This is a genomic window from Bilophila sp. T19-St14 (assembly GCF_059728385.1).
The window spans coordinates 3302060-3327323 of the sequence record NZ_BAAGFT010000001.1 but is presented as its reverse complement, the minus strand read 5'-3'; the positions used below and the strand labels follow the sequence as shown (position 1 = coordinate 3327323).

The following is a 25264-nucleotide window of genomic DNA, read 5'->3' as shown; positions in this document are numbered from 1 at the left end:
CCCTCCCGCTGTCGCTCAAATCAGAAAATGCCCTTCACCCTGCCGGTCTCGACGTCCACGTCGACCCTGCGGAAAGAGGGATTGGAGCCCGTTCCGGGCATGAGCGTGATGGAGCCGGAAACCGGCACCACAAACCCCGCACCGCCAAAGATGAGCACGTCGCGGATACGCAGCCTCCACCCCTTGGGAGCGCCCTTCACGCCCGGATCGTCGGACAGGGACAGGTGCGTCTTCACCATGCACAGGCCAAGCTCATTGGCGTCGCCGCGCTTCTGGATGTCGGCCAGCTTGCGGGAGGCTTCGGCGGAAAAGTCCACGCCGTCCGCGCCGTACACGTCGCGGGCCACCAGCTCGATACGTTCCTTGAACGGCATGTCCCACGAGTACAGCGGCTTGAATTCGGCCTTGTCGTTGCAGGCGTCCATGACGGCATCAGCTAGCTCCAGCGCGCCTTCGCCGCCATGTTCCCAGTGCGTGGACAGGGCCACGCGCGCCCCGGCCGCTTCGCACAGCTCACGGACTTTGGCGATTTCCGCCTTGGTGTCGGTCACAAAAGCGTTGATGCACACCACGGGCGACACGCCGGAACGTTTCACCGTCTCGATATGGTGCAGCAGGTTGCAGCAGCCCGCCTCCACGAACCCCACGTTCTCGGTGCGGTATTCCTCAGGCAGCGGGCGCCCCGGCACGGGCACGGGCGCACCGCCGTGGCTCTTGAGCGCGCGGATGGTCGCCACGACCACGGCGGCGTCCGGGGTGAGGCCGCTGTAGTGGCACTTGAGGTTCCAGAATTTCTCATACCCGATGTCCGCGCCGAAACCGGACTCCGTAACATGGTATTCATTCAGCTTGAGGCCGATGCGGTCGGCAATGACCGAACTCTGCCCGATGGCGATGTTGGCGAACGGCCCGGCATGGACGAACACGGGCTGGCCTTCGATGGTCTGGATGAGGTTCGGGTTGATGGCTTCCACCATCCACGCGGTCATCGCGCCGTCCACTTCGAGATCGGCGGTGGTCACGGGCTTGCCGTCACGGTCGTAGGCCACGATGATCTTGCCCATGCGCTGCCGGAGGTCTTTCAAATCCTTGGCGATGGCGAGGATGGCCATGACTTCGGAAGACACGGCGATGTCGAAACGGGAACGCATCATGAACCCGTCGGAACGCCCGTTGGTGCCGTCCATGCCGATGATGATGTTTCGCAGGGACTGGCAGCAGAAATCCATGACCCAGCCCATGTTCACATTGGTGGGGTCGATGTTCAGGCGGGGCATCCCCGACAGCTTGAGCAGCTTTTCATCGTTATAATTCCGCTCATGCTGCATACGGGAGGTCAATGCCACCATAGCGAGGTTGTGGGCGTTCATCACGGCGTTGATGTCGCCGGTAAAGCCCAAGGAATATTGCGTCAAAGGGATGCACTGGGAAAGCCCGCCGCCCGCGGCCGAGCCCTTCACGCCCATCGTGGGGCCGCCCGAAGGCTGGCGGATGGCGGCGGAAGCGCGCTTGTTGCGGCGTCCGAGGCCCTGCACGAGGCCGATGGTGGTCGTGGATTTGCCTTCGCCGAGGGGCGTGGGCGTAATGGCGGTCACATCAATATATTTGCCGTTGGGCTTGTCGCCGAGGCGCTCAAGCACGGCCCGGTAATCGACCTTGCCCATCACATGGCCGTAAGGCAGGAGCTCTTTATCAAGGAGGCCCATATCACGACCAAGCTGCTGCACGGTTTTCATACCGGTTTCGGCATCCTGAGCGATTTCCCAGTCAGCATGTTTTTTCGGATCGAGCACCATGAGTGCCTCCTTTTTCTTTTAATAAGAAAATCAAAAAAAGTCTGTCGGCATCGACAAGATTGACTCCCCATATAACCTTTTCCGAAAATTTTCCAGCGGAATTTTTATACGGTCGCCATATTTCCCCAAAGGGGCCGGGGCGGAACCGCCGGCCGCCGCCAAACTTTTTGCTTGCTAACAGCGGGTAAGGGCTGGCAAAAGAGACTGACGGAATGTTTCCGCCCGGTTCCCCCGCCGCCGAGCCCTATTGGGGGAATGCCAAAGACTTGCCGAGAGAGGTATCTGTGAGCAAAATCGTTGTTTCGGTCATCGGTCTGGATTGCCCCGGCGTCGTTTATGCCGTGTCCAGCACCCTTTCGGCCCTTGAATGCAATATCGAAGAAGTGAGCCAGACTATCCTCAAGAACCAGTTTGCAGCCATTTTCGTGGCCAACAAACAGGAAAGCCTGGACAACGGCACCATCCACACCCAGCTTTCCAAAGCCATTGAAGCCCGCGGGATGCACCTTTCGGTCACGATCCGCGATTTTGAGGAAGGCGATACGTCCGGTTCCGCCGAGAGCGAACCTTTCGTCGTGACCGTGGACGGCGAAGACCGTTTTGAAATCATTGCCGCGTTCTCCAAAATTTTTGCGGATCAGAAGGTGAACATCGAAAACCTCAAGGCCCTCATGCCTGAGGAGGAAAAGCGCGCCTTGCTGGTATTCGAGATCTCCCTGCCGATGGAAATCGACCGCAACGCCCTGCGCCGCACCCTCAAGGACAAAGCCCGCACCCTGGGCCTCCAGCTCAGCATGCAGCACCGCGACATCTTCGAGGCCCTGCACCGCGTGCAGCCGGTTTAGCGGCCATACGGGGCCCCGAAGCCAACGGCAACCTCTCCCCTTCCCGCAGGTTCCCCCCAAGGCGGCGGGGAGGCTCCATCCGTGCCAAAAACAAACTTCCCGGAGGAAGTTTCCATGCTTACAGATCGTGAAGTCCTCAGCACCCTGAACATGCTGCGCAACGAGCACCTTGATGTGCGTACCGTGACGCTCGGCATCAGCCTTTTCGACTGCGCCAGCCACGATTTCGACGTGTTCGCCTACCGGGTGCGCGCCAAGATCGCCAAATACGCCGCCAAACTCGTCGCCACCTGCAACGAGGTGGGCGACAAGTTCGGCATCCCCGTCGTCAACAAGCGCATCAGCGTCAGCCCCATCGGGGTGGTGGGCGCTTCCTTCTCCCGCGATCAGATGGTACGGGCCTGCCAAGTGCTCGACGAGTCCGCCAAGGACGCGGGCGTCGACTTCCTCGGCGGCTTCGGCGCGCTGGTGGAAAAAGGCATCACGCCCGGCGAGCGCAACCTTATCGACGCGCTGCCGGAAGCCCTTGCCACCACGGATCGCATCTGTTCCTCCATCAACGTGGCCTCGACGCGATCCGGCATCAATATGGATGCCGTGGCCCTGCTCGGCCAGCGCATCCTTGACGTCGCCGAAGCCACCCGCGACCGTGACGGCCTCGGCTGCGCCAAGCTGGTGGTGTTCGCCAACATCCCGCAGGACGTGCCTTTCATGGCGGGCGCGTACCTCGGCGTGGGCGAGCCCGATGTGGTGATCAACGTGGGCGTTTCCGGGCCCGGCGTGGTCAAGAAAGCCATCGACCGCGCGATGGAAAACCACAAGCCCGGCGAATTCACGCTCGGCGAGGTAGCCGAAGTCATCAAGCGCACGGCCTATAAGGTAACGCGCGTCGGCGAAATCATCGGCAAGGAAGTGGCGCAGCGCCTCGACCTGCCCTTCGGCGTCGCGGACCTGTCCCTTGCCCCGACGCCCGCCGTGGGGGACTCCGTGGGCGAAATCTTCCAGAGCGTGGGCCTGTCCTCCATCGGCGCGCCCGGAACCACCGCCGTGCTCGCCATGCTCAACGACGCCGTCAAAAAGGGCGGCGCGTTCGCCTCTTCCCATGTGGGCGGCTTGTCCGGCGCGTTCATCCCGGTTTCCGAGGACTCCAGCATTGAGGCTGCCACCCGTTCCGGCGCGCTGTCCCTCGAAAAGCTCGAAGCCATGACCAGCGTGTGCTCCGTCGGCCTCGACATGATCGCCATCCCCGGCGACACGCCCGCCGCCACCATTTCCGGCATCATCGCCGACGAAATGGCTATCGGCATGATCAACTCCAAGACCACCGCCGTGCGCGTCATCCCCGTACCCGGCAAGGGCGTCGGCGAAAAGGCCTGCTTCGGCGGGCTGCTCGGCGAGGCCGACATCATCCCCGTGCCCGGCGGCGACGCCAGCTCCTTCATCAGCCTCGGCGGGCGCATACCAGCACCGATCCACAGCTTGAAGAACTAAGGGGAATTGGGGAAGGGAGGGGGAACCTTTCTGGAGAAAGGTTCCCCCTCCCTTCCCCAAGCCCCATCCTGATGCGCGGCGCGATAACCCCGCCTCCAGCGGCGTGATAACTTCGACAAAAATCGAATTGCAGATTTTGCAATAAAATTACAAAGGCGGGGAAGTTCCCCGCCTTCTTTTATGCCTTCAGCTTTCGCGTTGTGAATGCCGGTTCCCACGTCGCTACACGTTCGTCCTGCGGTCTGTTTCGGGGGCGCCCTCCTGCGGCCAGCCGCCGAGAAGTGCATTGATGAACTGATCGACGGCGATCAGCATTCGCTTGCTGTAGGTCATGCGGCTTCAACCTCTTCCGTCGTGGTAGCTGCCTCCACCTCCGCCTTGCGTTCCTCGCCATTTTGAACGATCTCCCCGGAATAGTTTGACCATGTCATGGACAGCGCTCCGTCTTTGACAGTGTAGTAGCCGGTAAATCTTGTCGGTTTGGGCAGGCTCTGATGGTCTGCAACAAATTTTCGCACCTCCGACATGTACAACGTTTCCGGCACAGGCGGATAGGCGGGCATTCTGCCTATGACTTCCTTACCACCGTTTGGAAAGATAATGATATCGATACGGCCTGCGGAAAGAGTGTCTTCCATAGTTCACCTCATGGATTCAGGGCGTTGCTTGCCCGCCTGTTCGTTCATGTATGCGCTTTTACAATGGTCTTTCTGCCAGAAGTACAGGGTGTTCAGAATACGGCGCGGCCATGTGATGCCGTCTTCCGCATACAGACGCCAGCAGCGGGAAGAAAGCGTCTCATCCGGCCAACCTCCGAAAGCCGTGTTCACAAGCTGGTCGAAAGCTATCCAAAGTTTTTCCAAATAGGTCATTTCTATTCCTCGTAAGCCGGATCCTTGATCGGCGCCTTTCTCAGTTCGCGGTTTTCCTTTTCCAAGTCGGCGACGGTCTGTTCCGCACGAGCAAGAAGGATGGAAAGGCGTTCAATTTCTTCCTGCATTGCTATGAAGTCCTTCGCCATGTCATTGTGCAGTTGAAGTGCAAGCTCTGCTCCCTGTTGCATCATTATGAGTGCGCGGCTTTCGTTGTTTATCATGCTTTGCAGGTTTAGCTCGTTTTGAACCATGTTTTTCCCCTTATGTAGTAGAATAATAAGTAATCGTTCCGGTGAGACTGCTCATACCGTTACCTGTCAGATAAACGGAAACCGTTGCTGCCGTCGCCTGTAACATGATTAAGTAGTCCCCCGGATCAGGACCTATCCTTAGTGAACCGGAAGTCAGCGTGGCTCCGGTAATCTGAAATTCATAATAGTCACCGGAATCCCAAGTGGTGTTGGTAGCTGTGCCTGCAATGGTCAGTTCAGACCCGACCTGTACATTATTAACAGTACGTGTGTTGAAGATGCCGGGGATACCGACAGACTCCTGATGAGACAGCAGAGGTTTCCAGACTCTCCCGACCTTGACGTAAGTATTTTTGCATTTCCTCCAGGTGCCGCTTACTTTCACATGCACTTCTGAGACAGCCTTCCAGTTTCCGCCTGTTCTTGTATGTATGCTCATGCTGCCCTCCTAATAGCGGAACCAGATGTCTCCATCTGCACCGCCACTGGGCATGGCCGTACTGACTGTTTTTGCGGCACCGTTCCATTCTGTTGCGTTATCAGCCTTTGATGCAGAACCTGAAATATTGACTGTCAGGGTTGAAGGTAACTTCAATGTAATGTTCTTGGATCCGTCGAATGCCACACCCGCGCCAGTATGAGCCCCGGAAGCGTCGGCTATGGCTATGGTTCTTCCGGTCTTCAGTTTCGCAGCCGAACCGGCGTTGCCAGGGAACTCCGGCGACGAGGAAGATATGATTTCCCTCCACTCATACCACGGAGACCCGGAAGACACAGCCTGCACGCGGACAAAAATACGGTTGTGATATGTTCCACTGTTCGTCAGTGTTATTTTTTGCTGGCACCGTGCGTATGAAGATACATAGCTTGCAGAACTTATGTAATCGACCTCCATAATGGCGTCGCAGAAACCGGAAGCTCCGTCCAATGCACTTGGATGATTCAGCGTGACAGGGACAGAAACGTCTTCATTGGAATATGGGGTTCCTTCCCTCCACGAGATATGGTACTTGCCCGGAACGGTATAATCATTGAAATCTGCAACGGGGCCGTCGCTAGAAGCTCTTGGGACACGGGTATCATAAAAGAATCCTCGTGCGCTCGCCAAGTCAGCAGCATCCCCGCCCATGGCCACGTCGCGGGCATAGATGGTGGTGCTGTCTTTCTTCCAAGTGCTGTCTGCCGCAAGAAAGGTATGAGCGTCTCCTCCTCCCCACGGCAGCCCGTTAAGGACGACACCGACCTCAATAGCGCCTGCCTGATTTCCCGGAAGGTCGTCGAGTCTCGCCTTGGTCATGCCTCCCATATTACAAGGATAGGAAAGCCTGTATTTTCTGGCGGAAACCATCACGTTCGATGCAAGCGCTATTTTCGCGCTTCCTGATATCGACAGATAACTGCAACTGTCACACCGAACAAATCCGCTTGTATAGGCTACGTTTTCCAGAATATTGATTTTTGAATTTTCCCACACCACGGTTATGCCGCCGTAATAGGCGCGCAGGCACGAAGTATGGGAACTTTCTGAATCCACAATATCCACAACGGTGGATGGATTAATGCTCAGATACCCTTGAGTGGTGGCGGCCATGGAATAACAGCGGAAGTAGCCGTCGATAATACAGGTCCCGTTTGCTTCAACCATACAGGTAGTGGTTTGTACGCCCTGCACAAGAAGATAGCTGTTGGTGGCCATAATGGCGGTAAATTTCGGCAGAGATTCGGAGTATTCGGAGGGAACAGCACCGTCGTATGGTCTGAGGTACAGCTTGTACGGTGCGTTTTGGAAATAGAAGCTGCCCCAGTCGCCCTCTCCCACGCAGAACATCACCCACGAGCCGTTGTTGGCCGGAGTGACGGCATAAAGATTATGCGCAATCCTCATGGCGCGGGAAAGGGTTAAAACCGGATACTCTGAAGACAGGCCTGTATTTAAATCACTGCCGGATTTGGACACATATATTCTTATTCCGCCTGTAGACAGGCCGCCAAGACATTCCCATCCCGTCCAGGTTGCCCCTGAGTTGTTTGAGCCACGCCGCCAATGTGAAGAAGTTGCCCACAGATACTGAATAACCAATGTATTTCTTCGGAGAACATCGACGCGAATCGTCTCTGAAAAGTTATTTGGATAATGGTTTTCGACAGTTCCGGCATTGGAAAGATAATGTCCGCTGACGATCAGGCTGTCTAGGTCTTTGCCGGATGCGTTTGCAGCGTCACCTATCTGCCCATATTCCGAAGCCTTCACATATCCTGCCAGAGAAGACACAATTACGTCCGCTGCCGCGCCGTCAGTGCGGCCGGTGCCGCCGTGCGCCTTGGATACCTGCCCGACAAGGGCAGTATCGTCCTCATTTTCCACATTGATGGAGTTAATGGGAATGGTGATAGCCTTGGATCCGTCGAAGGCTGCTTCCGTAGCGGAAGCGATACCGCCGATGTCGATGGTTCTGGACGTCTTGAGCTTTGTGGCCGAAGCGGCGTTTCCCGTGATGTCCCCCGCGAGCGCGCCCGCGCTGTTGCGTATGGGAATGGTATCTTTCACCGTTCCAGTATTGGCGTGCTTGCCGTCCAACGTATCGGCGTCGTGCATGAGCTTGCCGATGGAAGCCCACTTCGAGCCGTTGAACGACTGGAGCTGATGGCCGCCGGAAACGGAAACCAGTCTCTTGGCCCCGGAAGGGATGTCCGTATTCCCCGTGGCCGGATCCATTTTTGCGGCGGATATCAGCAATGCCTTGATCGCCGAAAGATCGCCGAGTATGGGATTGCCCGCCTGTGGATTATTGTACGATGCCATATATCCTCCTACACGCCCAGAGCTATCCAGTCCACTTGGGCGGTGACGCGGGTTCCGTTCTTGTCCTTGACAAAAATACGGAACCCCTTCGGGTTGATGACGTCCTCAAACACGGTGAATGCCGTGTACCCCTGATTGTTGACCACGTTGGGCTGGGGCAGAGACTGAACGTCCACAAAGCTGCGGGTAAACGCCACCCATGTGCCGGTAAGCATGGGCGTCGAAGTTTCGCTCACAAACCCTTCACCGTTCTCGGTTGCCTTGCATTCTACTCTTCCGCCGTCGGTAATCTGTTTGACGTTCAAGTCCACCAGCAGAGAATTGATCTGGACATAGCCGCCCGTGATGGTCAGCGTAATGCGGGTATAGCGGAACTGGCTGACATACACTGAAAAGGCGTTGTCGGAAGCGATCTCCCACTGTTTTTTATCCTGTGACGTTTCGATTTTGCATGTAATTTCCGGTGCCCCCCGCAAGACCTCATAACCGAGCGTAACCGTTATATTCGAGTTGGGGATCAGGCTGCCGTGGTCAATGGCTTCCACATACATGCCCTTGGCCGCTCGCGGTTCAAGCCACGTTTTAAAGCCGGCGTTTACCTTCTGCTGATGCGTAAGAGAGGCCGTTGTCGCGGAAAGAGAGGCTTCTTCAATGACGCGCTCCGCATTCTCCTCCCACGTTTCCGCCGAGGGCACAGGCCCCAGCATGTGCCCCTGTCCATCCAGCACGAGATTGGTTTTCGTTCCGTTGAAAAGGCTGTCCACCTTATCGTAAAAGACGAAATCCGGCGGCTGCGCCACACGGCAGGTAATGGTCGTGCGCTGTCCGGTATTGCCGCCCGTGTCCACCGGCGTGATGCCGTAAGTAAACATGCCGCTTTCGCTTTCCGTCTCACTGGCAAAAAGCGCGTCCACGCGGCCTATTTCCATTTCGTAGCCGTCTTCGTCGATTTCGCTGAAGATATATTCTTTGATGGGGAAGAAAATACGGTTCGGCGGAGTCCAGTAAAGCTGTACGTTGTTGTCGATGACCGTGGGCTGTGTGAAGGTGACGCGCCCCGGCGCCTGCGCCGTAAAATCCACGTATCCCCACGGGCCGACGTTCCCGCCGCTGTCGATAGCGCGAACAAGGAAGGTATGGTCGCCCGCAGTAACGGCGGGCACGGCTACACTGGTCACATCCAGTCGGCCATAATCCTCTTCCTGCGTCTGGCCTTCGGCATCTTCCCATTGGCGAATAACATCCCAGGTGGCTACAGGCAGGCAGCCCGGCCCGTTTTTCACTTCCCAGCTGAGCCGCAGCCCGTCGCCTTCCAGGACGGAGTTTACCGTGGGCGGCAAGGGCTCTTCCACGCTCACGGCGGCATAAGAGGCGTAATCGGTGCTGATATTCCCGGCTACATCTACGGCCCAGACGTAAAAGACATACGTTCCTGCCGCTCCGGCAGGCACCCGGAGGTAGTTTACCTTGGCCGTACCCACAAGATCGCCGTCTTCAAAGTCGATATTGTCCTCGTCGGGGATGACGTCGTTGTCGCTCTTGATGATGTAGTGATCGACGACAAACGCCGATTCCGGGATCGACCACTCGACGAGTATGTCGCTTCCGTCCACCTTTGCCGTCACCGTCATGCCGCCCACGCCTGCTACGGTCATGTTGTACGTCATGGCGGCTGAGCTGTGGCCGATGACATCGTATGCCTGCACGGTGACGGGGTATGAGCCTTCCTTGCGCGGCGGCAGCACGACGTAGTTCGTCGAAACCTTGTACGTCCGGCCGGTCATTGAGTCCGTAACGATGTAGTAGTCTATGGCAAAGATACGCGTGCAGTCCTTCCATGTCAGGATGATGCTGTCGCCTTCTTCACTGGAGGCGATGGCCATGTTTGTGGGGTTGTACGGCGGCCAGACGGCAAACTGCACCGTGTTGTCCCGGTAGTCTTCTGCATCGCGGTTCGTGATGCCGTACTTGTCCACCGCCGTCACCGTTACGCTCAGCGTACCCACATTGATCAGCGTTCCGTCTTCATCCTCTCTGCTGCCGTACTCATATGCCGTCAGCGGCACCACGGCCTCGTAATGGGTGCCCTGAACGGTCACAAGTCCATCAGTGCTCTGCTGGTTGGCCAGGGTGCCGTTTATCTGATAGCAGGCAATGGCCGGAGCGTTCTGCACGTCGTTCCGGCAGTCCTGCCAGTCTACCGTTACAGCGCCAGTCAGTTTGTTGAATCCCAGCTTCACAGACGGGGTCTTCGGCGGAAACACGTCCACGGTGAACGGATCGCTCGTTTCTCCCACGTTGCCGAACACGTCCTGCGCCATGATCGTGCAGCTTTGGCCGATCATGAAAGGAGACGGAGCGTTCAATACCGCCGAGAGCGAGCGGACGGAGACGGCAAGATCGCCCAGGGAGAGCACATATCGTTCAATGCTCCATGAGGTCTTTGCATTTTTCCATACCGCAACAACGCCCTCATCGAGCAGTCTGACGGACTGGAATACAGGCGCCGCAGGAGCCTGTACCGCAATGGACGCGGTGGCTGGGGTCTCACTTTTCAGCCCCATGCTGTCCACGGCCACAACGGCAAAGGAAAGCTCGCCCGTAATGTTCCATGCCGGAAGCGTCACTTCCGGGGCCGCAGACCTTCCGGAAATGGAACCGGTTATCTCATAGTGGGAAAGATCCGGCGCATCAACATCGTCCCAGGCAAGCGTTATGCCAAGGGGATCGTTGAGCCGGACAGTGAGGTTTTCCACGTCCGGCGGCTCAAGGGTACGGCCTACAACCTCATGAGCGCCCTGCATCAGTTCCCATGGGCCAACTACTCCAGAATCGCTCGTATAGCGGGCCTCTATGCGATAACGCCCTCCCTCTTCCACAGGGGTGCAATAGGCGGTTCCCACCGCCAGGGCGACGGGTTCGCCCAACATCCATGAACCGCGATCCCCATTTCCCGAAATTTGTGCATAACGGAGTTGCACCATAGTGGCATGGCGTTCCAGCCCGGCAGGGTTCTTCCACTGAACGGCGATACGGTACAAGAGGCTTCCGTCAGGATTCACCACAATGGCGCGCTCATCGGAGTAAGCCAAAGCAAAAACGGGCGCATGGCCGATATAGGAACTCGGCAGCGGTTGGGGCGTGGATATGTCGGACTGGTACGGAGGCAGTGGCGTATCATCAATATCCAAAAGCTCCGGGGCATAATCGCATACCGTGATTTGGGCTATTCCATCCGCTTCCGGCTTAATGGCTTCAATGATGCACTGATGGCTTTCCCTCTGGCGATAACCGAACTGATACAGATCCCCTTCTGCGGGGATATTCTCACTCACTGCGGCAGCAAAACGGACTTCACGAGTCTGCGTTGCCGTATCCACACCAGCAATATCAAAACGGACTGATGTGCCACGGGCATTAGCCCGGCGGACACGGATCCCATACTCCGTATCAGGGTATAGGCTCACATCGGCAGACAGCTTCAAGCCGACACATGCGTCGCCCTCCATAAGGACTTCTTCAATCCAGCCAGAGCCAAGCCCCCACTGGACGAAGGAGTTTTCGCACATGACGAGATCGCCCAGTTCAGAAACCAGATGTTCCTGTGCCACATAGAAGGAAAGATGCTCGCTGCGCAGAATGGAGTAGGCGATGGCGCGACGCACGATACGCTGTATGTTTTCTACCTCGGTAACGCCCTCGAAGTATTCCATGCCCCAATTTTCATATTTTGTGGCATTGGCCGAACTGTAGCCGTCGGCGTACACGGTGACGGTATTTTGTTCATACCCCTTGGTTTTATCCACGAACGTGGCCCGCACGGCATGCGGCGGCTCCACGGCGCTTTTCGTCCAGTTCCAGCCCCAAGAGTTGTGTTCGGTGAACAACTGCGTCACCTGCGTCTTCGGTTCGTCTATAAGGACAGTCCACATGCCCCCGGAGTCGACGCGCAGCAGAGGTTTTGCACGGCCTGCGGCCGCAATCTCTACCAGAAGATCGTAAACGCTCATGCCTTCATCGCCGCCCACGACTTTGAAGTAGGTAAACCCCTGAGTACGGCAATAGTTGTGCCAGCGTTCAAGCGTCACCAAATCAAGCCTGGAATCCGGAACCCGATATGCTTCAGACATGGCTGGCCCCTGAAGGACATACCGGAACAGGCTGGCGGGGTTGCTGCTCACGCGGGTGACCCATTTTTTGGTCTTGTAATCGTAGTCTGGGACAAGGGATTTCACCGCTGCGTTAATGAGATCCAATGTGCCGTTAAGCTGGTCGGATGCTTTGACGCGCATCTCCAGCCACGCCAGCGGCTTTCTTGGGGTGAATGGCGTCCCCCAGGTGAATGTTCGCAGCGTCTGCCATAATACGCGCAGCCCTGCGGATCCTTTCCATGATGATTTGACTTCATCATCGGCACTGGTCAGGCGTACGTCGATCTCATATCGTCCGCGCGGTACGTCGAATGTATAAATTTTTGTGAAGGCCCTGGTCTGATTTCCATGAGCGAAGTACCAGCTTGAAGAGCCGGCGTTGAGCCTGCTCCCGGCAGCAAAGGAAACGGTCATACCGTTGGTGGTAAGAGCGCACCCTTCCACACTCGTCGAGTCCCGCTTGTCCTGCACGTCCACAATGGCGTCGCCTTTTACACAGACATAGGCCAGCAGTTCTTCGTTGTCTCCGATCGGGGCAAGCCGACCGATATAGCTGGAGGAATTCCAAAGCTGTTTGCTTTGGGTCATAAGTTCCAGCAGGCGTGGCGAAGGCTCGGCATCCTTAGTGTCCGTCGCCGTCCCCTGATGCATGACGATTGTGCCGGTTTCTGTACTGAACGCGAACGTATACCAGCGATAAAGTTCGATCGTGACTTCTTCCGACACAAGTTTTTTAGGTACGCCGTAAGTGTTCAACCAAAAGTCGTCTTCACTCAGAGAACCGTCTTCGTCATACACAAGCTCGGCGTCCAGAGTCGGGGAACATGAAGGAAGGGTAAAAGAACGCGGCGCAATATGTTTTTGCAGCTCATTCCATGAACCGTCCGGCAATGCACGCCAGCGGATGACCCCGCTTGATTCAGTATCCCGAATCTTTCCTGCGCTGGTCCTGTACCACAATCCTTCAGGGTAATAGAGAACAATCTGTATTTGATCCACATTATCGCCAGTCTGGCGGTAGTTGTGTTCACCTTTTTTTAGGGTAATCTGCGGAGAATCTTCCCACGCGTCGCGGGTAAACAGGCTGGGCGTCTGATCGCCGCCTTTGCCTCGATAGACCTTATACTCCATCTCCCGGTATTTCCCGATGGGAGTATCACCGTTGCGCACGTCCGATATCTCTACTGGGCCGTATCCCGCCGTGTAGGCTGCCCGCAAATAGTTGGTATACTGGTCGGCCCGCTCAGTGTAAGGCGTAGCCAAATAGTAGAGCGTCATGCGGCCTATGCCCAGCACCTGGGGAATCACTTTGTATGTAGGAAGCGCATTGGAACCGCCGTTCAGGAACTGGCTTTGTTGCAGGCTCACATTGTCTATTGACGGCATGGATTTCTGCATGCTGGAATTGATGAGAAACATCCCCGCCATATTCAGCCCCAACGAAAGAGAGCCGAGACCGAATTTGACCGCGCCCGAAAGGGCGGCACCGGCAGTCCCCCCAGTATAGACCGTAATGGCCACGGCGGTTAAGACAAGAGCCAGTCCAGCAATAAATTTGAATGTCTTGCTCCCACTGGGAAACATCCGAAAAAAGACTACGTCTCCGGCATGAGGGATACAGTTCCCCCAGTCTGCAAAAGGAACTTCGTCATAATTGAGGAAGGCCGTTCCCGCCCTGCGCATGGGTTCCGGGATCTCCGCTTCATCGCAGATAGCCGACACAATGTCGGCCAATGTGGAGCCTGGAGGAACAGTTAGCGTCACGCGGGGCGCAAACACGGAAGGCTTCCCCACGAGCGTCACCCTCTCAGGATTGGCGAGACCGCGCACGGCCTCATGCCCCCTGTAGCGGTAGACGCCCCGGAAGGCATTTTTCCAAAACCGCCGATCGTAGGCTTCGATTACTGCGTCTTTGCCTTCCCGGACATGAAGCATATATCCCGGTACGGTCACGAGCCCCACATGGCTGTCGTATCCGCGCACGCGAAATACAGCCACATCCCCAGGCGAAGGTACGGAAACCCGCTCCCAAAAAGCGTCACGGACAAGATCGAGCATGGGTGAAACGAAGGCCGCATCAGTGACGCTCCCTTTTTCAACATCAAGGGTCACGCCGGGGAGCTCGATCCGAAATTCCCGCCGATAGACAAGGCGCACCAATCCCCAGCAGTCGCAGCCGGAAACACCGTTGCCGCCGGGGGCGAAAGGGATCCCCACATACCGATTCCACCACGCATCCATCAGAACATCCCCGGATAACGGTCTGGGGTGAAGGAATCGCAGGGATAGGCAACATCGGTGAGCATTCCAACATTCAACGATGCGGAAAGAGTGTCGTTGTCCTGATCCCCAGAAAAATCGCCGAGTTTCAGTCCGTCAATGCGTCCCTGCTCTACATCTGGATCCGACATGTGTATTTCGATAAGGCTGGCCGTCCCCGTCCCCCGCATGGATCGGATATAAGGAATGAGCGTCGCCGTCATCCCTTCGATCGTCAGCGACGATTCGGGAGCTTTGCCGTCCTCTTGCGTAAGGCCGGGCAGCCCGAACGGAAGGAAGTAGTAGAACTGTCCCTTGTGATACAGACCCATCACAGGCACACCATAGTCGTCCTCTTCCTCAAAGCCCTCTTCATCCAGCTTGTGTTCCACAGCCTGATTGCAGAAATACTGCGCCTCCTCCCCCGTGAAGGTGATTTCAAGAAGCTGAACGAAGTCGAGTGTCGCCTCCCGCTCCAAGGCGCTCTTGACGGCGGCGGCACTCATGCGAGTGGAACGGCTCATGGCATGACCTCCAAAGTTACCGGCAACGCCCATGCGTTTGCCGCATTCCCATGCAACGATGCGGTAAATACCGTGTCATCACTTATGGGGACAAAACGGACCGTGAGACTCCGGCCCGAAATCGGGTGGCGAAAGTCTACGGTATAGATCCCCCCGGCAAGGCCGTTTTCCACATCCTCAAACCAGTCGCGGAAAGCCAGATACTTTTCATAGCTGCGGAAGAGCAGCGTTGCCGAAATGCTGTCCGGCCTTTTGCCCGCCTTGCGCCTTGCCAGGGCAGGCCCTGTCGTGGGCTGGCTGCGCACGAGGCGCGAACCGGTGCTTTCTCCATAACCGTCTCGAAGTATGACTCGGTCTACTGATTCCGGCCACATACGTTTGGGCATATCAGCCTCCTCCGCGCATTACCGGCATACGGGTTCCCTGCGAGCGCATGGCCCTGTTGATCTGTGAGCCGTATGTGTTCATGTCCCCGGACACTACGGAGCGGATAAATGTTATCTGTACGTTTTCCCCGCCCTGGTTGTTCGGCGCCCTGCTTTCCTGCGCTTCATAGCCAGCGGGAGGCGTGATGGTGATATTGTTCACTACGGAACCGGAAGATACATCAGCCCTTACGCCCAAATCCCCGCCCGACATCCGCACAAGCGGCATGATTGCCTCTGGCCCGGCCTCGCCCATGAGGCCAGCACCTTTGGCGTAACGGGAAATGTGCCGATCATGGGTAAAGAATGTCGGGCTGGAAACGATGCTGTTCCGGTATGATGAAAGGTTTCCGCCGAAGAAAGCCCCGCCAGTGGCGAATTTTCTATTCACAAAAGCATTTGCCCAACCACTGGATATTGAATTCCCTGTAACTGAGGCTGTGGCAGTGCCACCTCCAAGGTCGAACAAGCTAGTCAGGCCACTCCCCAATGCACCAGCCAATGGCCCGGTGATGCTTGATCTGACTGCGATTCGCATCAGATCGGAAATAACAGAGTTCGCAAAATCAGAAAAAGAGGCTTTCCCGGTCATGGCAAAGTTAACTATCGCGTCTTCCATGCCGGAAAAGGCGTTTGTCGTAACATTCTCAAACCCTTGCGCGAGGTTAGTAGCCTCTGAGAAGTATTGCTGCGTTGCACGATAGGCCCCGGCCCAACCGTCGCGGCCGGACTGGAGGCGTGAGAGTTTTTCCCATTCATCCACAAACTGTTGGTGTTCAGGGCCAAGGGAACGGCGATAGATTTCCGCCTGAGCCTCAAGCACCTGATTCTGATACTCGGCGGATTGCGTGTAATTGCCGGAAAGAGCCGCAAGTTTCTCGTAAAAATCGGCGGCCACCTGCAAATTTTCCACCTTCACCTCGGTTTCGAGGGAGGCCTTGTAAACAGTCAGTTTTTCGGAGATTGACGCCTTTTCTTCCGGCGTTTTGGCAAGGGATTCCAGCTTTCGGCGTTCTTCTTCAACTTGCTTGGATATGCCGAGCTCCTTGACCCTCCGGGTGTCTCCGATAGCTTGCGCGATCTTGAGATCCAGCTCCGCAAAGGCGTCGGCAAGGTCACGAACCCGCTTGGCATCCGCTGCGGCTTCATATTCCTCGGTAATGGCGGTCAACTCGGAAAGGGACAGCCCCGCGTCCTTCCCCTTCTTGGCGATGTCGTCCAGTTTGATGTCGAGCTTTTGTTGCCACGACTGCGCCAGTTCACCATTGAGCTTGGAGATTTCAGCACGAATGTTCTCAATATAGTACTGAGCCTGTCCGAAGCCGTTGTCCTTCTTTTTTCCCTTATCGAGAATACCCTTAATCTTTGAGTCGGTATCTGCGAGCAGGGCATTCAGTATCTGGCCCTGTCGATTGCGTTGCTCGTCGGTGAGAAGCAACGAGCCGAGTTTACTAATCTGATCCTGATATTCTTTTTTTTGTGCATGCAATGTCTCGAGGCGTCCGGGGTCCGTCTTTGTGAAAGCATCCTCATACTTTTGAATGGCGGCATGTGTTGCACTATCCCGCTGTTCTTTCCAATCCGTTTTTTGACCACTGGGTGTAATTTCGGAAAGGGATACGCCGTAAGTCTTCGTAAACGTACGGAGCCAATTCTGAACTTTAAAAAGGTCTTCCATCCCCTGAATGGAGATATCCAGCTTGATCCCCAGAGCTGCCATCGCGCGGGCGTCACTTAATGCGTCCTTAAATTCGTCGGTATCTTTCCCGGCGGCCCGTGCTTCAAGCTCAATATTTTTCAAGGCGTCTTCAAACCCCTTAAAGTCTCCCGTGCTTGACACTTCGGCTTTCAGGCGATCAATGGCGTCTACGAACTTATTTGTGGAAAGTTTGGCAAAATTCCAGCCCGCAAAAGCGGATTCGCCTTCCGGCGACATGCCGTCAAGCATGGACTGACGGGCGTCTTGTAACGCTTCAAGCTGCTTCTGGGTGGCTTCGACCCGTGCGCCGAGGCTGTCTGTAGAATCCTTTGTGCTGTCTGCAAGTTCTTTGTTGATCCTAACGGAAAGTTCCTGAGCATCGTTCAAGGCGCGCTGAGCCTGTGTGGTGGCGTCGACCTGTCCAGCGTAATAGTAGAGGCCTGCGGCGGCTGCTCCTATGGCCGCGAGTGTGAGCGTCCACGGATTCGCAAGCAACGGCAGAAAAACCTCGAACGATGCGACAAGCCCCATAATGGCACCGGCTGCTTTGGGCGCGAGCGCAACAATTCCGGCAAGGCTGGTGCCAACCGCCAGAGCTTTAAAAGTGTCCTTGTACTTTGCCAACACACCAAAAGCCGCCCGCAATCCGCCGACCGCGCCGCGCACGGCGTTGATTCCGACCACAGCGACATCGGAGTCGACGAGGGACGATTTGAACAACATCCATTCTGTCGAAAGACGGTTGATCGCCCCTTGTACCCCCTGCGATGCGGCTTCTGCGGCGGCCCCAAAGTCCTCCCGCATGACCTTGGCAAGTTTCGGGAGCAAGTCCTCAGCCGTCAATTTGCCGTCGGCCATGAACTTGTCGAGCTCCGCCGTGGTCATGCCCATAGCCTTCGCCGCGAGCTGGAACGCGCCGGGGAGACGTTCGCCAAGCTGCCCGCGCAATTCTTCGGCCTGCACTTTACCCTTGCTGATCATCTGGCCGAGAGCAAGAAAAGCACCCTGCATATCGTCTTGGGACAAGGCAAGAGCGGCACCGGCGGACGCCACGGCCTCAAAAATCGAGTTCAGATCTTTTTCAAGGGACGTGCCTTTCCCGGCGGCGAAAAATGTCTTTGCCGATTCCGCCGTGGACTGGAACTGCAACCCCAACCGGTTGCTCACATCGTAAAGATAGGAAAGTTGTGCCTGTGCTGCGGACGACGAGCCGGTGATTGTGGTATAGGCTTTTGAAATGCGATCGGCTTGCAGCGCGGCCTCAAGGCACGCCTGCCCGCCGAAAGCGACGGCGGCGGCAAAGGCGGGCATGGCGGCTTTCGAGAGGCCAAGGCCGTTTGACAGCGTCGCCAGTGCGCCGCGCGTGTCGCCAAGCTCGGCGCGGAATTTGGCAAGCTGAAGCGTGGAAAGATTGGCATCGGCGGCAAGCTGCTGAAAAGCCCGCTCACGTTCCACCTGCTGCATGGCCTTTGCCAGCTTTTGCGCGTGCAGACTTGAGGTGTTCAGCTTGACGCCCATTGCGCCAAGATCAGACACAAGTTTGTCGAATTTGGCAGTACTGGCGAACTTTGAAACGGAGCCAAGGTGTTCGGCGGCTTTTTTTGCCGAAGCGCCGACATCGGCAAGCCCCTGCGCGGCGGCCCCGGCGGGCTGTACCGTCCCGCCGAGCCCCGTCCGGATCTTCTGGAGGGAAGCGTCGACGGCGGCAAGGTCGCGGGCCGCTTCCTGCGTACCGTCCGCGCGGACTTCAATTCCTACCGTCGTTGTACTGCCTGTCATCGCTTTCCCTTGCTTTTGTCGCGTCTTTCCGTTTCTTTGGCATAGGCGGACAGAAAGGCCGCATCCATGCTGCGGATCGTCAAAACTTCATATGGAGAGAGGGGGGTGGACGTGAGCCGTGCCCATGCTTCAATGTCCGGCCATGACAACGGCATGGGGCCGAAACCGTTGTTGCCGCGTCCGCCGCAAAGCTCCTGAAAAAAGAACCAGAGGTACAGCCCCTCGTCGGGAATAGGTATTTCCTCGTCTTCAAGGGAGATTTCGGGGCAGCCGAGCTCTTCCGGCGTCTTCCCCGTCTGCCTGCATGCCTCAAGGATATGATCGCGCTGCGTTGTGCCGTCCGCTTCGGGCATGCTCCGGGATACCCAGACGCGGACGGCTTCGCACAGCGCCCCGGTCAGTCCTGCAAATAGGCCGAGCGGTCGCTGATGAACTGGTCAACCTGCTCACGCAGCCACGGGAACCGGGTGTACAGCATAACGGCATTGTCGCGGCCGCACGGGAGGGGCGCGCCGTCAACGACGACGCCTTTCCAGCCGAGCGTGCAGGCGGCGAGCACTTCGATGCTTTCCGCCTCGAATTTTTCGGGATCAAGAGCCCGGTTGCGGAAGCCCTTCGCGTTGCTCATGCGGCGCTTGGCGATCGTGGCTGTAGCCTTGCGGTGAATGGTGGAATCGGCACCGGCAAGCGTGATGGTGACGCCGACGGCTTCGCCAGTGACGGGATCGAGCACTTCAAGATCGGCTCCCGCCTCAGCCTTGGCGGCCACGTCGCGGGTGGCGAAGTCAAAGGCGGCGGGGACGGTGACGGCGGTTTCCGTGTTTTTATTCATGTGGTTTCCCCTTTGGAGTGGTAAAAGATTAAGGTTCGTCGACTTCGGGCACGGTGCGGGTGATGCGGAAATTCGTTCCGATCGTGGCGTCAAGAGCGGCGGACCACGGAACCGACAATGTGATCGGGCCTTCGGACTGCGCCGAGTCTTCCGCGCCGGTCAACGTGATGTTGGGAATAAGGAACGTGTACGAATATTCGCCGCGCTCAAGCGTAAACTCCAGCTTCACGCGGGTATCGTTGATAAACATATCGGGGATATTCCCGTCGACATAGAACGCCGAAAGGGTACCTGAAAGGGTGCTCCGTCCCCAACTCACGGCTTGCGCCGATCGGCCGAAAAGCGCGTACTGCGGCTCGATGCCGTTGTTGAGCGTAAGATCGATTCCGGTCACAACGGCAATTTCCGTTTCATTGACCTTGAGAGCCCCCCGGAAGCTGTCGAACGGATCACCCTCCGGGGCCGGTGTCGGCGAAGCCGAAAGCGGCGTTTTCCCTTTCCCCCCGGAAAGCCCCACAAACGAAAACATGCCGGTGATCATTTCATTGGGTTTGATGGAGAGCGAAAGCTGATTGACGAAACACCCCGTATACGTCGCGTACTGGCCGATGTTTTTAAAGGCGCGTTCAAGCGTGAAGGCGTGAACCGCCGTTCCCGCGTCCAGCACGTTCTCGTTCCAATTCCCGGCAAGGGCGGCCTGCAAAAACGGATCGTACTCTCCAGACACAAGATCAAAAGCTACATCACCGGATACCTTGTCGACGCCGGTTCGGTGGAAAGGGATTTGACGATCAGGACGCAGGGCGTTCGCCGTGAACGTATCGCGCGAGAGCGTCAGCGAACAGGAATTGTGATTGAGTTCAACCATGCGGGGGGACACGGGCGTTGTGCCCGGCGTCGTCTCTTCGATATACCTCAGTCCGTGGTTTGCACCGGATGCGATGGTGTACATGCCTGTATCCTTCTAGGCTTGGAAGACGTAAAAGCCCACGTTGACCACAGCCTCAGTCCGTTTGCCGTCGCAGACGGGCGCAGACTTCCGGGGCGTGGTGATAGTGCCGGTTCCGTCGTCAAAGTGGATGTCATCCCCGCGCGGGAACCGGCGGGCAATCTGATCGGCGAGCGTCGCGGCAAGGGAATCCTCCCCGGCCTTGACCACCACCTTGATCTCAATCCGCCCGTCGATTTTGGTGAGGCCGCCCATACCGAGCGTGGCCTGCCGCTGATTTTCAAAAACAATCTGCGCCCGCAGGTGGCTGGCGTGCGGCGGCACGAACGGCTCCCCCTCCCAACCGAGAGGCAGAGCCAGTGCGCGGGCGGCAAGCCGAACCTTGTCTTTCAGGGTGTCATACAGATTCATCAGTATTCCTTTCCGTGAAAATGAGCTGCTGTTGCCAGACGATCGTCCAGACGCTGTATCCGTTTTCAACAAACGTCTCGTCGTTTACGGCTTCAAGGGACTTGACGCGGGCGGGGCTGACGGGAAGCCCGAACGTCGCGCCGTGGATGCTGAGCGCCGCCGTTTCGGCAACACTCAATGCGTCGGCTTCGGCATACTCGGCACCGGCGGCATTGCTTGAAATGATCAGCACGCCGAACGAGGCCACGACGTCAAAATCGAGAGATCCGGGAGCCGCGTCGTTGTCGGCGGCAAGGGAGGCGACGAGCACGGATACGCCCGCCGGAAGCCGCTTGTCCGCTACGGCGCCAATCGTGATTTCCCCGGAGAACGCTTCCACACGAGGCAAGTCCGGGAAAACGGTTTGCAGGAGTGTAACGGCGGCGTCCCGCACTTCCGTCAGGCTAGGCATGGTCAAACTCCATATGTTTCATCACGATGCCGACGATTGCGGCCTTCCAGCTGTCCGGGATGTCGCCGTCGCGTTGAAAAAGGTATGGGCGGGCCGGGATGCGGATCACGTGCGCAGCTGTAGCCATGCCGAACTTGGCGCGCTTGTCGTTTGCCTTGGCAAAGCGTACCTGCCCCTTGTTTTTTCCCCGGCTGATGCGCCGGAAGTGTAACTTTGTCGCACCCGCAGCCCGATTGATGACGGCTCCGAACTGATGGACCGCCGCGTAGACAAGGTTGGTGCCGACTATGACACTGTCCGGGTTAGCCTTCCATGTGATCGTTTTTTTGAGATGCCCCTTCCTCTGGAGGATCGGGTGGGCATCGCCTTTTCTCTGGCGCACGGTCGCGGGCTTCAACGGTTCCCACGCTTCGCCGTCCGGAGAGCGTTCGACCTCAAACCCCTGCCGAATGCTCACGAGGAGCGACTGGCCGATTTCACGATAGATGTGCGGCTTCTTTGCCTCGAACCGGGAAAGCCCGGCGGAAAGTGACAGCGTAACCGTCCCGCTTGTGGCCTTGATGCTGATCACTCTTAAAACCCTTTGAGGCTTTCCGGCGTAAATGTCCGGCCCGGCACTTCCAACCGAACGCTCCCGCCGCCGGGGACGTTGGCGGTGGGCACGCCTTCCGCCTGAAAGGCGATGACGCCTTTCGCCATATCCTTGAGCCCGGCAAGCGCATCCTCGAACATCTTGCGGACGTCGTCCGGGACTTTGCCGGTTCCGGTGTGGAGGTAGTAGAAGGCCATGTCCGCGCACCACCGGCGCACCGGAGCAGGAACGGGAGACAACGGGGTCAGGTAGCGGCCCGCTGCGTACCCGTCGATCGTCTCCGTAGCGTCGGCAAGTACCGCCTCGATGACGGACTTGTCCGGGATTTTTCCGAGGGTTCCGCCTTGGCAGGTAAGCTGCGCGAGTTTCGTTTCACCGAAGCGGGTTACAAGATCGTCATACGAGGCGTAGGTCATGGCTCTAGTCCTTCTTTTTGCCGCCTGGTTCCGGGGCTGGAGCCTTCGCTTCTCCGGCACTGGGAATTTCTTCAATCACGAGCATGGGCTCGGCCTTGAGCGCGGCGAGTTCTTCCGGCGTAAAACACCCGTCGGGATAGTCCCGCGTCCCGGCGTGGCTGACGCCCGCCCGCCGGAAGCCGTCTTTTTTTGCGGTAATGCGTATCATGACGTCACCTACAGCCACGGGCTGACGAGCAGTTCCGCGGATCCGGCCCATTCGTTGGTGGCCCCGCCCGTCGTCAAGGCGGCGGCGACGACCTTGCGCGCGGCGGATTCGTGCATGGGCGGAACAACAAGAAGGTTCGGCACCAATCCCAGAGGATCGCCCGCGTCATTGGTAAAACCCATCATCGCGGCGCGGGCCTCGGCGTAACTCTCGTTCGTCAACGGCTTCGTGGAACGGATCGCGCACTGCCACAGGCCGAACCCCACGTTCACACGGGCATCGACGCCGTAGAGGTACTCGTCACGCATGAATACGGTGTCGTCGTTGGGTGCGTCCTTTCTCTTCAACTCGTATTCCCGGCGCTTCTGGAAGATCATCGGCTTCACAGGGCGGGTGGTGCACATGAGGAACCACGGCTCTACTGCGCCGGAACTTGCCGTGATGGAGTTCGAGACGGATTTGCCGCTGACGGGGTGATCCGTGTCGAAAAAGTATTGACCGTCATAACACGCAAGCTCGTGCCCTTTTTTGAGCGCACCGAAGACCAGTTGATTCGGATGAAGCCCGGCCTGCGCCCCCATATCGCGGAACATGGGGCCGTAGATGCCGATCTGATCGTCTTCGATGTCGTCGCGCTTCACGGCGATCGTCATTTCAAACTTTTCGTTCTCAATACTGTACTTGTGGGCCTTCAAGTTGCGGATGATACGATCCCCGGCCCATTTCTGCATGGAGGGCAAGGTGCCGAGCCAAGGATAGACGTTTTCCCGCGTGCCTGACGGTACGACCATCGCAATTTTCTCATACTGGCTCTCGGCGGTGCCGAGGCCGCCCTGAAAAGCGGCGGACACGCCAAAATAGAACTGCTCAAGGGTGGAACGATTGATGTCCATCGGGTTCTCTCCTCAGATTTTGATCCAGACGCCCTCGTCGGTGACGTCAAAGACGATTCCGGCAACGGGTGCGTTCTCGGCCGTGGTTTTCTGGACGGTGCAGTCGTCCGCCGCCCAACACGTCGCGCCAATTTGGGCGGGCGTGGGCGCGTCCCCGGATGCGGCCTCAAACGCAAAGACCCCACGGCGCACGGACACTTTTTCCCCAGCCTTGCCTTGCCGCTGCGCGACCCCCACAACCGGGGACAACCCGGCGGTAATGCTTGCCGGCACAAGTTTGCCGTCCCCATTCAAGCAAACCATGCTTCCGGCGTAGACCGTAGAAGCCGCCTCAAACTCGAACTCGTCACCATTGCGGCGCACGGTATCCCGATCACTCGTCAGAGCCGCCATTGTCGCCTCCTTTCACGGACTGCATGGCCTTTTTGTAGTCGTCTTCGGAAACGCCCAGCGCACGGCAAAACGCTTTCGCCGTATCGTCGAGCTTGGCTTTGGGGGCGGCGTCCGGCGGCGTGGCGCTTGTCGCCTGCGTCGTCTTGCCGGGACGCAGATCCGGAGCCGAAGCGAGGAATTTCTTGAAGGCTTCGGGATCGCTCGCGGCGGCTTCCTTGGCCCAACCCTCAAGCGCCGGACTGATTTTGCCTTCAGCCTTGCCCTGTTCCACAAGCGCCAGCGACTGCGCGGCCTTCATCCGGGAAAGCTCGGCGTTCACGGTGTTGAACGTCTCCACGGGAACGTATTTGGAGACGTCGGGATGCTCGGCACGCGCGGCAATGGACTGGACGGCCTTGGCGATGCCGCCGGGCGTCTTGTCGTCGGCCTTTGCGGCTTCGGCCATGACGGACATGGCGGATTTCATGGCCCCGACGTCGGCCATGACTCGGCGGGCGGCGGTCTCAACGGCGGCTTCCGTGGGTTCCGCATCGGTTACGCCGAGAACGGAAGCCATAGTTTTCAGAAACGACATTGTGATGTCTCCTGTGCAAAGATTCATGCCGGGCTCTCTGGCGGCGAGCGCTTTGAGTCCGGTCAAATTGGGAATATTGGTCAACGCCACAGACTCGAGCGCGATGATTTCCCCGGTGTCCTGCTCGTAGTAGTAGACCGGGGAAACGTAGCGGTACTCGCGGGCGGCCACATGGGCCTTTCCCTTATCCGTCCACTCGACGCGCCCCCATACGCCGTCGGCGCGCGCTTCAAGCTCAGTAAGCCAACCTGCGGCAATGGCGGGCTGGCCGTTCCGGGTGGCGTGCTCAAGCTGGTGATCGTAATCGACGGGGACATCGAGCGGCCCGTTGTGTTCACGGGTTCGAGCGACCACAGCGGCGGGATTACAGACGTAAGGGCCGCGCCCGTCACGCCCAGAAAACGTCCCGGACGGAAACACCTGTATCCAGTCCGGGACACTTCCGTTTGCCGGGGCGGGAAGGACGATGGAGTGGGAGGACTTCAAAACACGGCTGTTCATGGAGAGAGCTTACGAAAGGCCACAAAAAAACATACCCGGAAGATATTCCGGGCATGTTTTTGGCCGGACGTGCTGGCGCAGTCTGGACGGGATGGGTGTTTATGAACGCCTGTAAACGGGGCAGGCCGCTTTAGAATGGAGAATCC

General features: G+C 57.6%; 23 protein-coding genes. 2 read left to right on the top strand and 21 right to left on the bottom strand.

The annotated features are described in order from the left end of the window. Positions 1 to 20: 20 nt before the first annotated feature. The gene (locus tag AC6I1V_RS14050; protein WP_302552401.1) at positions 21 to 1796 is read right to left on the bottom strand and encodes a formate--tetrahydrofolate ligase; all 1776 of its coding nucleotides are present in this window, start codon (positions 1794 to 1796) and stop codon (positions 21 to 23) included. Positions 1797 to 2080: 284 nt separating this feature from the next. Here AC6I1V_RS14050 and AC6I1V_RS14045 point away from each other — a divergent pair, with 284 nt between their 5' ends. Next, positions 2081 to 2641, top strand: coding sequence for a glycine cleavage system transcriptional repressor (locus AC6I1V_RS14045; protein ID WP_302552402.1), 561 nt, complete (start codon positions 2081 to 2083; stop codon positions 2639 to 2641). A 114-nt stretch (positions 2642 to 2755) separates the two neighbouring features. Continuing rightward, the gene (locus tag AC6I1V_RS14040) at positions 2756 to 4132 is read left to right on the top strand and encodes a PFL family protein (protein WP_302552403.1); all 1377 of its coding nucleotides are present in this window, start codon (positions 2756 to 2758) and stop codon (positions 4130 to 4132) included. A 329-nt stretch (positions 4133 to 4461) separates the two neighbouring features. Here AC6I1V_RS14040 and AC6I1V_RS14035 read toward each other — a convergent pair whose 3' ends face one another. From AC6I1V_RS14035 to AC6I1V_RS13940, 20 genes are read right to left on the bottom strand one after another with little or no spacing between them, the layout of a single operon-like run. Then, a complete protein-coding gene (locus AC6I1V_RS14035; protein ID WP_486854889.1) occupies positions 4462 to 4770 on the bottom strand; it encodes a hypothetical protein in 309 nt (102 codons plus the stop codon). Between the two features lie 3 nt (positions 4771 to 4773). Next, entirely contained in the window at positions 4774 to 5004 is a 231-nt protein-coding gene (locus tag AC6I1V_RS14030; RefSeq protein ID WP_337431019.1) for a pseudouridine synthase, read from the bottom strand. 2 nt (positions 5005 to 5006) lie between these two features. After that, entirely contained in the window at positions 5007 to 5258 is a 252-nt protein-coding gene (locus AC6I1V_RS14025; RefSeq protein ID WP_337431020.1) for a hypothetical protein, read from the bottom strand. Between the two features lie 10 nt (positions 5259 to 5268). Then, positions 5269 to 5697 (bottom strand): hypothetical protein, encoded by a 429-nt coding sequence (locus AC6I1V_RS14020; protein ID WP_497737093.1) that lies wholly within the window; start codon positions 5695 to 5697, stop codon positions 5269 to 5271. 9 nt (positions 5698 to 5706) lie between these two features. Then, positions 5707 to 8061: a hypothetical protein gene (locus tag AC6I1V_RS14015; protein WP_497737092.1), complete on the bottom strand. Its 2355-nt coding sequence runs from the start codon at positions 8059 to 8061 to the stop codon at positions 5707 to 5709. An 8-nt stretch (positions 8062 to 8069) separates the two neighbouring features. Further along, positions 8070 to 14453, bottom strand: a complete 6384-nt coding sequence (locus AC6I1V_RS14010) for an NlpC/P60 family protein (protein WP_497737091.1) — start codon at positions 14451 to 14453, stop codon at positions 8070 to 8072. After that, positions 14453 to 14995 (bottom strand): hypothetical protein, encoded by a 543-nt coding sequence (locus tag AC6I1V_RS14005; protein WP_497737090.1) that lies wholly within the window; start codon positions 14993 to 14995, stop codon positions 14453 to 14455. Before AC6I1V_RS14005 ends, AC6I1V_RS14010 begins: the two co-directional genes overlap by 1 nt. Beyond that, positions 14992 to 15381, bottom strand: coding sequence for a hypothetical protein (locus tag AC6I1V_RS14000; RefSeq protein WP_497737089.1), 390 nt, complete (start codon positions 15379 to 15381; stop codon positions 14992 to 14994). The genes AC6I1V_RS14005 and AC6I1V_RS14000 overlap by 4 nt, the downstream gene beginning before the upstream one ends. Position 15382: 1 nt before the next feature. Continuing rightward, on the bottom strand, positions 15383 to 18898 hold the full coding sequence (locus tag AC6I1V_RS13995) for a phage tail tape measure protein (protein ID WP_497737088.1): 3516 nt from the start codon (positions 18896 to 18898) through the stop codon (positions 15383 to 15385). Then, positions 18895 to 19251 carry a phage tail assembly chaperone gene (locus AC6I1V_RS13990; RefSeq protein ID WP_479858762.1) on the bottom strand — a complete coding sequence of 119 codons (357 nt, stop codon included), beginning with the start codon at positions 19249 to 19251 and terminating at the stop codon, positions 18895 to 18897. Before AC6I1V_RS13990 ends, AC6I1V_RS13995 begins: the two co-directional genes overlap by 4 nt. A 44-nt stretch (positions 19252 to 19295) precedes the next feature. After that, positions 19296 to 19730 (bottom strand): hypothetical protein, encoded by a 435-nt coding sequence (locus AC6I1V_RS13985; RefSeq protein WP_497737087.1) that lies wholly within the window; start codon positions 19728 to 19730, stop codon positions 19296 to 19298. 28 nt (positions 19731 to 19758) lie between these two features. Beyond that, on the bottom strand, positions 19759 to 20682 hold the full coding sequence (locus tag AC6I1V_RS13980; RefSeq protein ID WP_497737086.1) for a phage tail tube protein: 924 nt from the start codon (positions 20680 to 20682) through the stop codon (positions 19759 to 19761). A 12-nt stretch (positions 20683 to 20694) separates the two neighbouring features. Beyond that, entirely contained in the window at positions 20695 to 21090 is a 396-nt protein-coding gene (locus AC6I1V_RS13975) for a phage tail terminator-like protein (protein ID WP_497737085.1), read from the bottom strand. After that, positions 21077 to 21541, bottom strand: coding sequence for a hypothetical protein (locus AC6I1V_RS13970; RefSeq protein ID WP_497737084.1), 465 nt, complete (start codon positions 21539 to 21541; stop codon positions 21077 to 21079). The genes AC6I1V_RS13975 and AC6I1V_RS13970 overlap by 14 nt, the downstream gene beginning before the upstream one ends. Further along, positions 21534 to 22112, bottom strand: coding sequence for a phage virion morphogenesis protein (locus tag AC6I1V_RS13965; protein WP_497737083.1), 579 nt, complete (start codon positions 22110 to 22112; stop codon positions 21534 to 21536). The genes AC6I1V_RS13970 and AC6I1V_RS13965 overlap by 8 nt, the downstream gene beginning before the upstream one ends. Positions 22113 to 22114: 2 nt before the next feature. After that, positions 22115 to 22549: a gp436 family protein gene (locus tag AC6I1V_RS13960; protein ID WP_497737082.1), complete on the bottom strand. Its 435-nt coding sequence runs from the start codon at positions 22547 to 22549 to the stop codon at positions 22115 to 22117. 4 nt (positions 22550 to 22553) lie between these two features. Continuing rightward, positions 22554 to 22757, bottom strand: a complete 204-nt coding sequence (locus tag AC6I1V_RS13955) for an HI1506-related protein (protein ID WP_497737081.1) — start codon at positions 22755 to 22757, stop codon at positions 22554 to 22556. Positions 22758 to 22765: 8 nt separating this feature from the next. Then, entirely contained in the window at positions 22766 to 23650 is an 885-nt protein-coding gene (locus AC6I1V_RS13950; protein ID WP_497737080.1) for a Mu-like prophage major head subunit gpT family protein, read from the bottom strand. A 12-nt stretch (positions 23651 to 23662) separates the two neighbouring features. Continuing rightward, on the bottom strand, positions 23663 to 24043 hold the full coding sequence (locus AC6I1V_RS13945; RefSeq protein WP_497737079.1) for a capsid cement protein: 381 nt from the start codon (positions 24041 to 24043) through the stop codon (positions 23663 to 23665). Then, a complete protein-coding gene (locus AC6I1V_RS13940; RefSeq protein WP_486854116.1) occupies positions 24024 to 25118 on the bottom strand; it encodes a phage protease in 1095 nt (364 codons plus the stop codon). The genes AC6I1V_RS13945 and AC6I1V_RS13940 overlap by 20 nt, the downstream gene beginning before the upstream one ends. Positions 25119 to 25264: the final 146 nt, after the last annotated feature.

Bases quoted from the DNA above. Each gene is read 5' to 3' on its own strand.
- AC6I1V_RS14050 (WP_302552401.1), bottom strand. From the start codon at position 1,796: ATGGTGCTCGATCCGAAAAAACATGCTGACTGGGAAATCGCTCAGGAT.
- AC6I1V_RS14040 (WP_302552403.1), top strand. From the start codon at position 2,756: ATGCTTACAGATCGTGAAGTCCTCAGCACCCTGAACATGCTGCGCAAC.
- AC6I1V_RS14035 (WP_486854889.1), bottom strand. From the start codon at position 4,770: ATGGAAGACACTCTTTCCGCAGGCCGTATCGATATCATTATCTTTCCA.
- AC6I1V_RS14030 (WP_337431019.1), bottom strand. From the start codon at position 5,004: ATGACCTATTTGGAAAAACTTTGGATAGCTTTCGACCAGCTTGTGAAC.
- AC6I1V_RS14025 (WP_337431020.1), bottom strand. From the start codon at position 5,258: ATGGTTCAAAACGAGCTAAACCTGCAAAGCATGATAAACAACGAAAGC.
- AC6I1V_RS14020 (WP_497737093.1), bottom strand. From the start codon at position 5,697: ATGAGCATACATACAAGAACAGGCGGAAACTGGAAGGCTGTCTCAGAA.
- AC6I1V_RS14015 (WP_497737092.1), bottom strand. From the start codon at position 8,061: ATGGCATCGTACAATAATCCACAGGCGGGCAATCCCATACTCGGCGAT.
- AC6I1V_RS14010 (WP_497737091.1), bottom strand. From the start codon at position 14,453: ATGGATGCGTGGTGGAATCGGTATGTGGGGATCCCTTTCGCCCCCGGC.
- AC6I1V_RS14005 (WP_497737090.1), bottom strand. From the start codon at position 14,995: ATGAGCCGTTCCACTCGCATGAGTGCCGCCGCCGTCAAGAGCGCCTTG.
- AC6I1V_RS14000 (WP_497737089.1), bottom strand. From the start codon at position 15,381: ATGCCCAAACGTATGTGGCCGGAATCAGTAGACCGAGTCATACTTCGA.
- AC6I1V_RS13995 (WP_497737088.1), bottom strand. From the start codon at position 18,898: ATGACAGGCAGTACAACGACGGTAGGAATTGAAGTCCGCGCGGACGGT.
- AC6I1V_RS13990 (WP_479858762.1), bottom strand. From the start codon at position 19,251: ATGCCCGAAGCGGACGGCACAACGCAGCGCGATCATATCCTTGAGGCA.
- AC6I1V_RS13985 (WP_497737087.1), bottom strand. From the start codon at position 19,730: ATGAATAAAAACACGGAAACCGCCGTCACCGTCCCCGCCGCCTTTGAC.
- AC6I1V_RS13980 (WP_497737086.1), bottom strand. From the start codon at position 20,682: ATGTACACCATCGCATCCGGTGCAAACCACGGACTGAGGTATATCGAA.
- AC6I1V_RS13975 (WP_497737085.1), bottom strand. From the start codon at position 21,090: ATGAATCTGTATGACACCCTGAAAGACAAGGTTCGGCTTGCCGCCCGC.
- AC6I1V_RS13970 (WP_497737084.1), bottom strand. From the start codon at position 21,541: ATGCCTAGCCTGACGGAAGTGCGGGACGCCGCCGTTACACTCCTGCAA.
- AC6I1V_RS13960 (WP_497737082.1), bottom strand. From the start codon at position 22,549: ATGACCTACGCCTCGTATGACGATCTTGTAACCCGCTTCGGTGAAACG.
- AC6I1V_RS13955 (WP_497737081.1), bottom strand. From the start codon at position 22,757: ATGATACGCATTACCGCAAAAAAAGACGGCTTCCGGCGGGCGGGCGTC.
- AC6I1V_RS13950 (WP_497737080.1), bottom strand. From the start codon at position 23,650: ATGGACATCAATCGTTCCACCCTTGAGCAGTTCTATTTTGGCGTGTCC.
- AC6I1V_RS13945 (WP_497737079.1), bottom strand. From the start codon at position 24,043: ATGGCGGCTCTGACGAGTGATCGGGATACCGTGCGCCGCAATGGTGAC.
- AC6I1V_RS13940 (WP_486854116.1), bottom strand. From the start codon at position 25,118: ATGAACAGCCGTGTTTTGAAGTCCTCCCACTCCATCGTCCTTCCCGCC.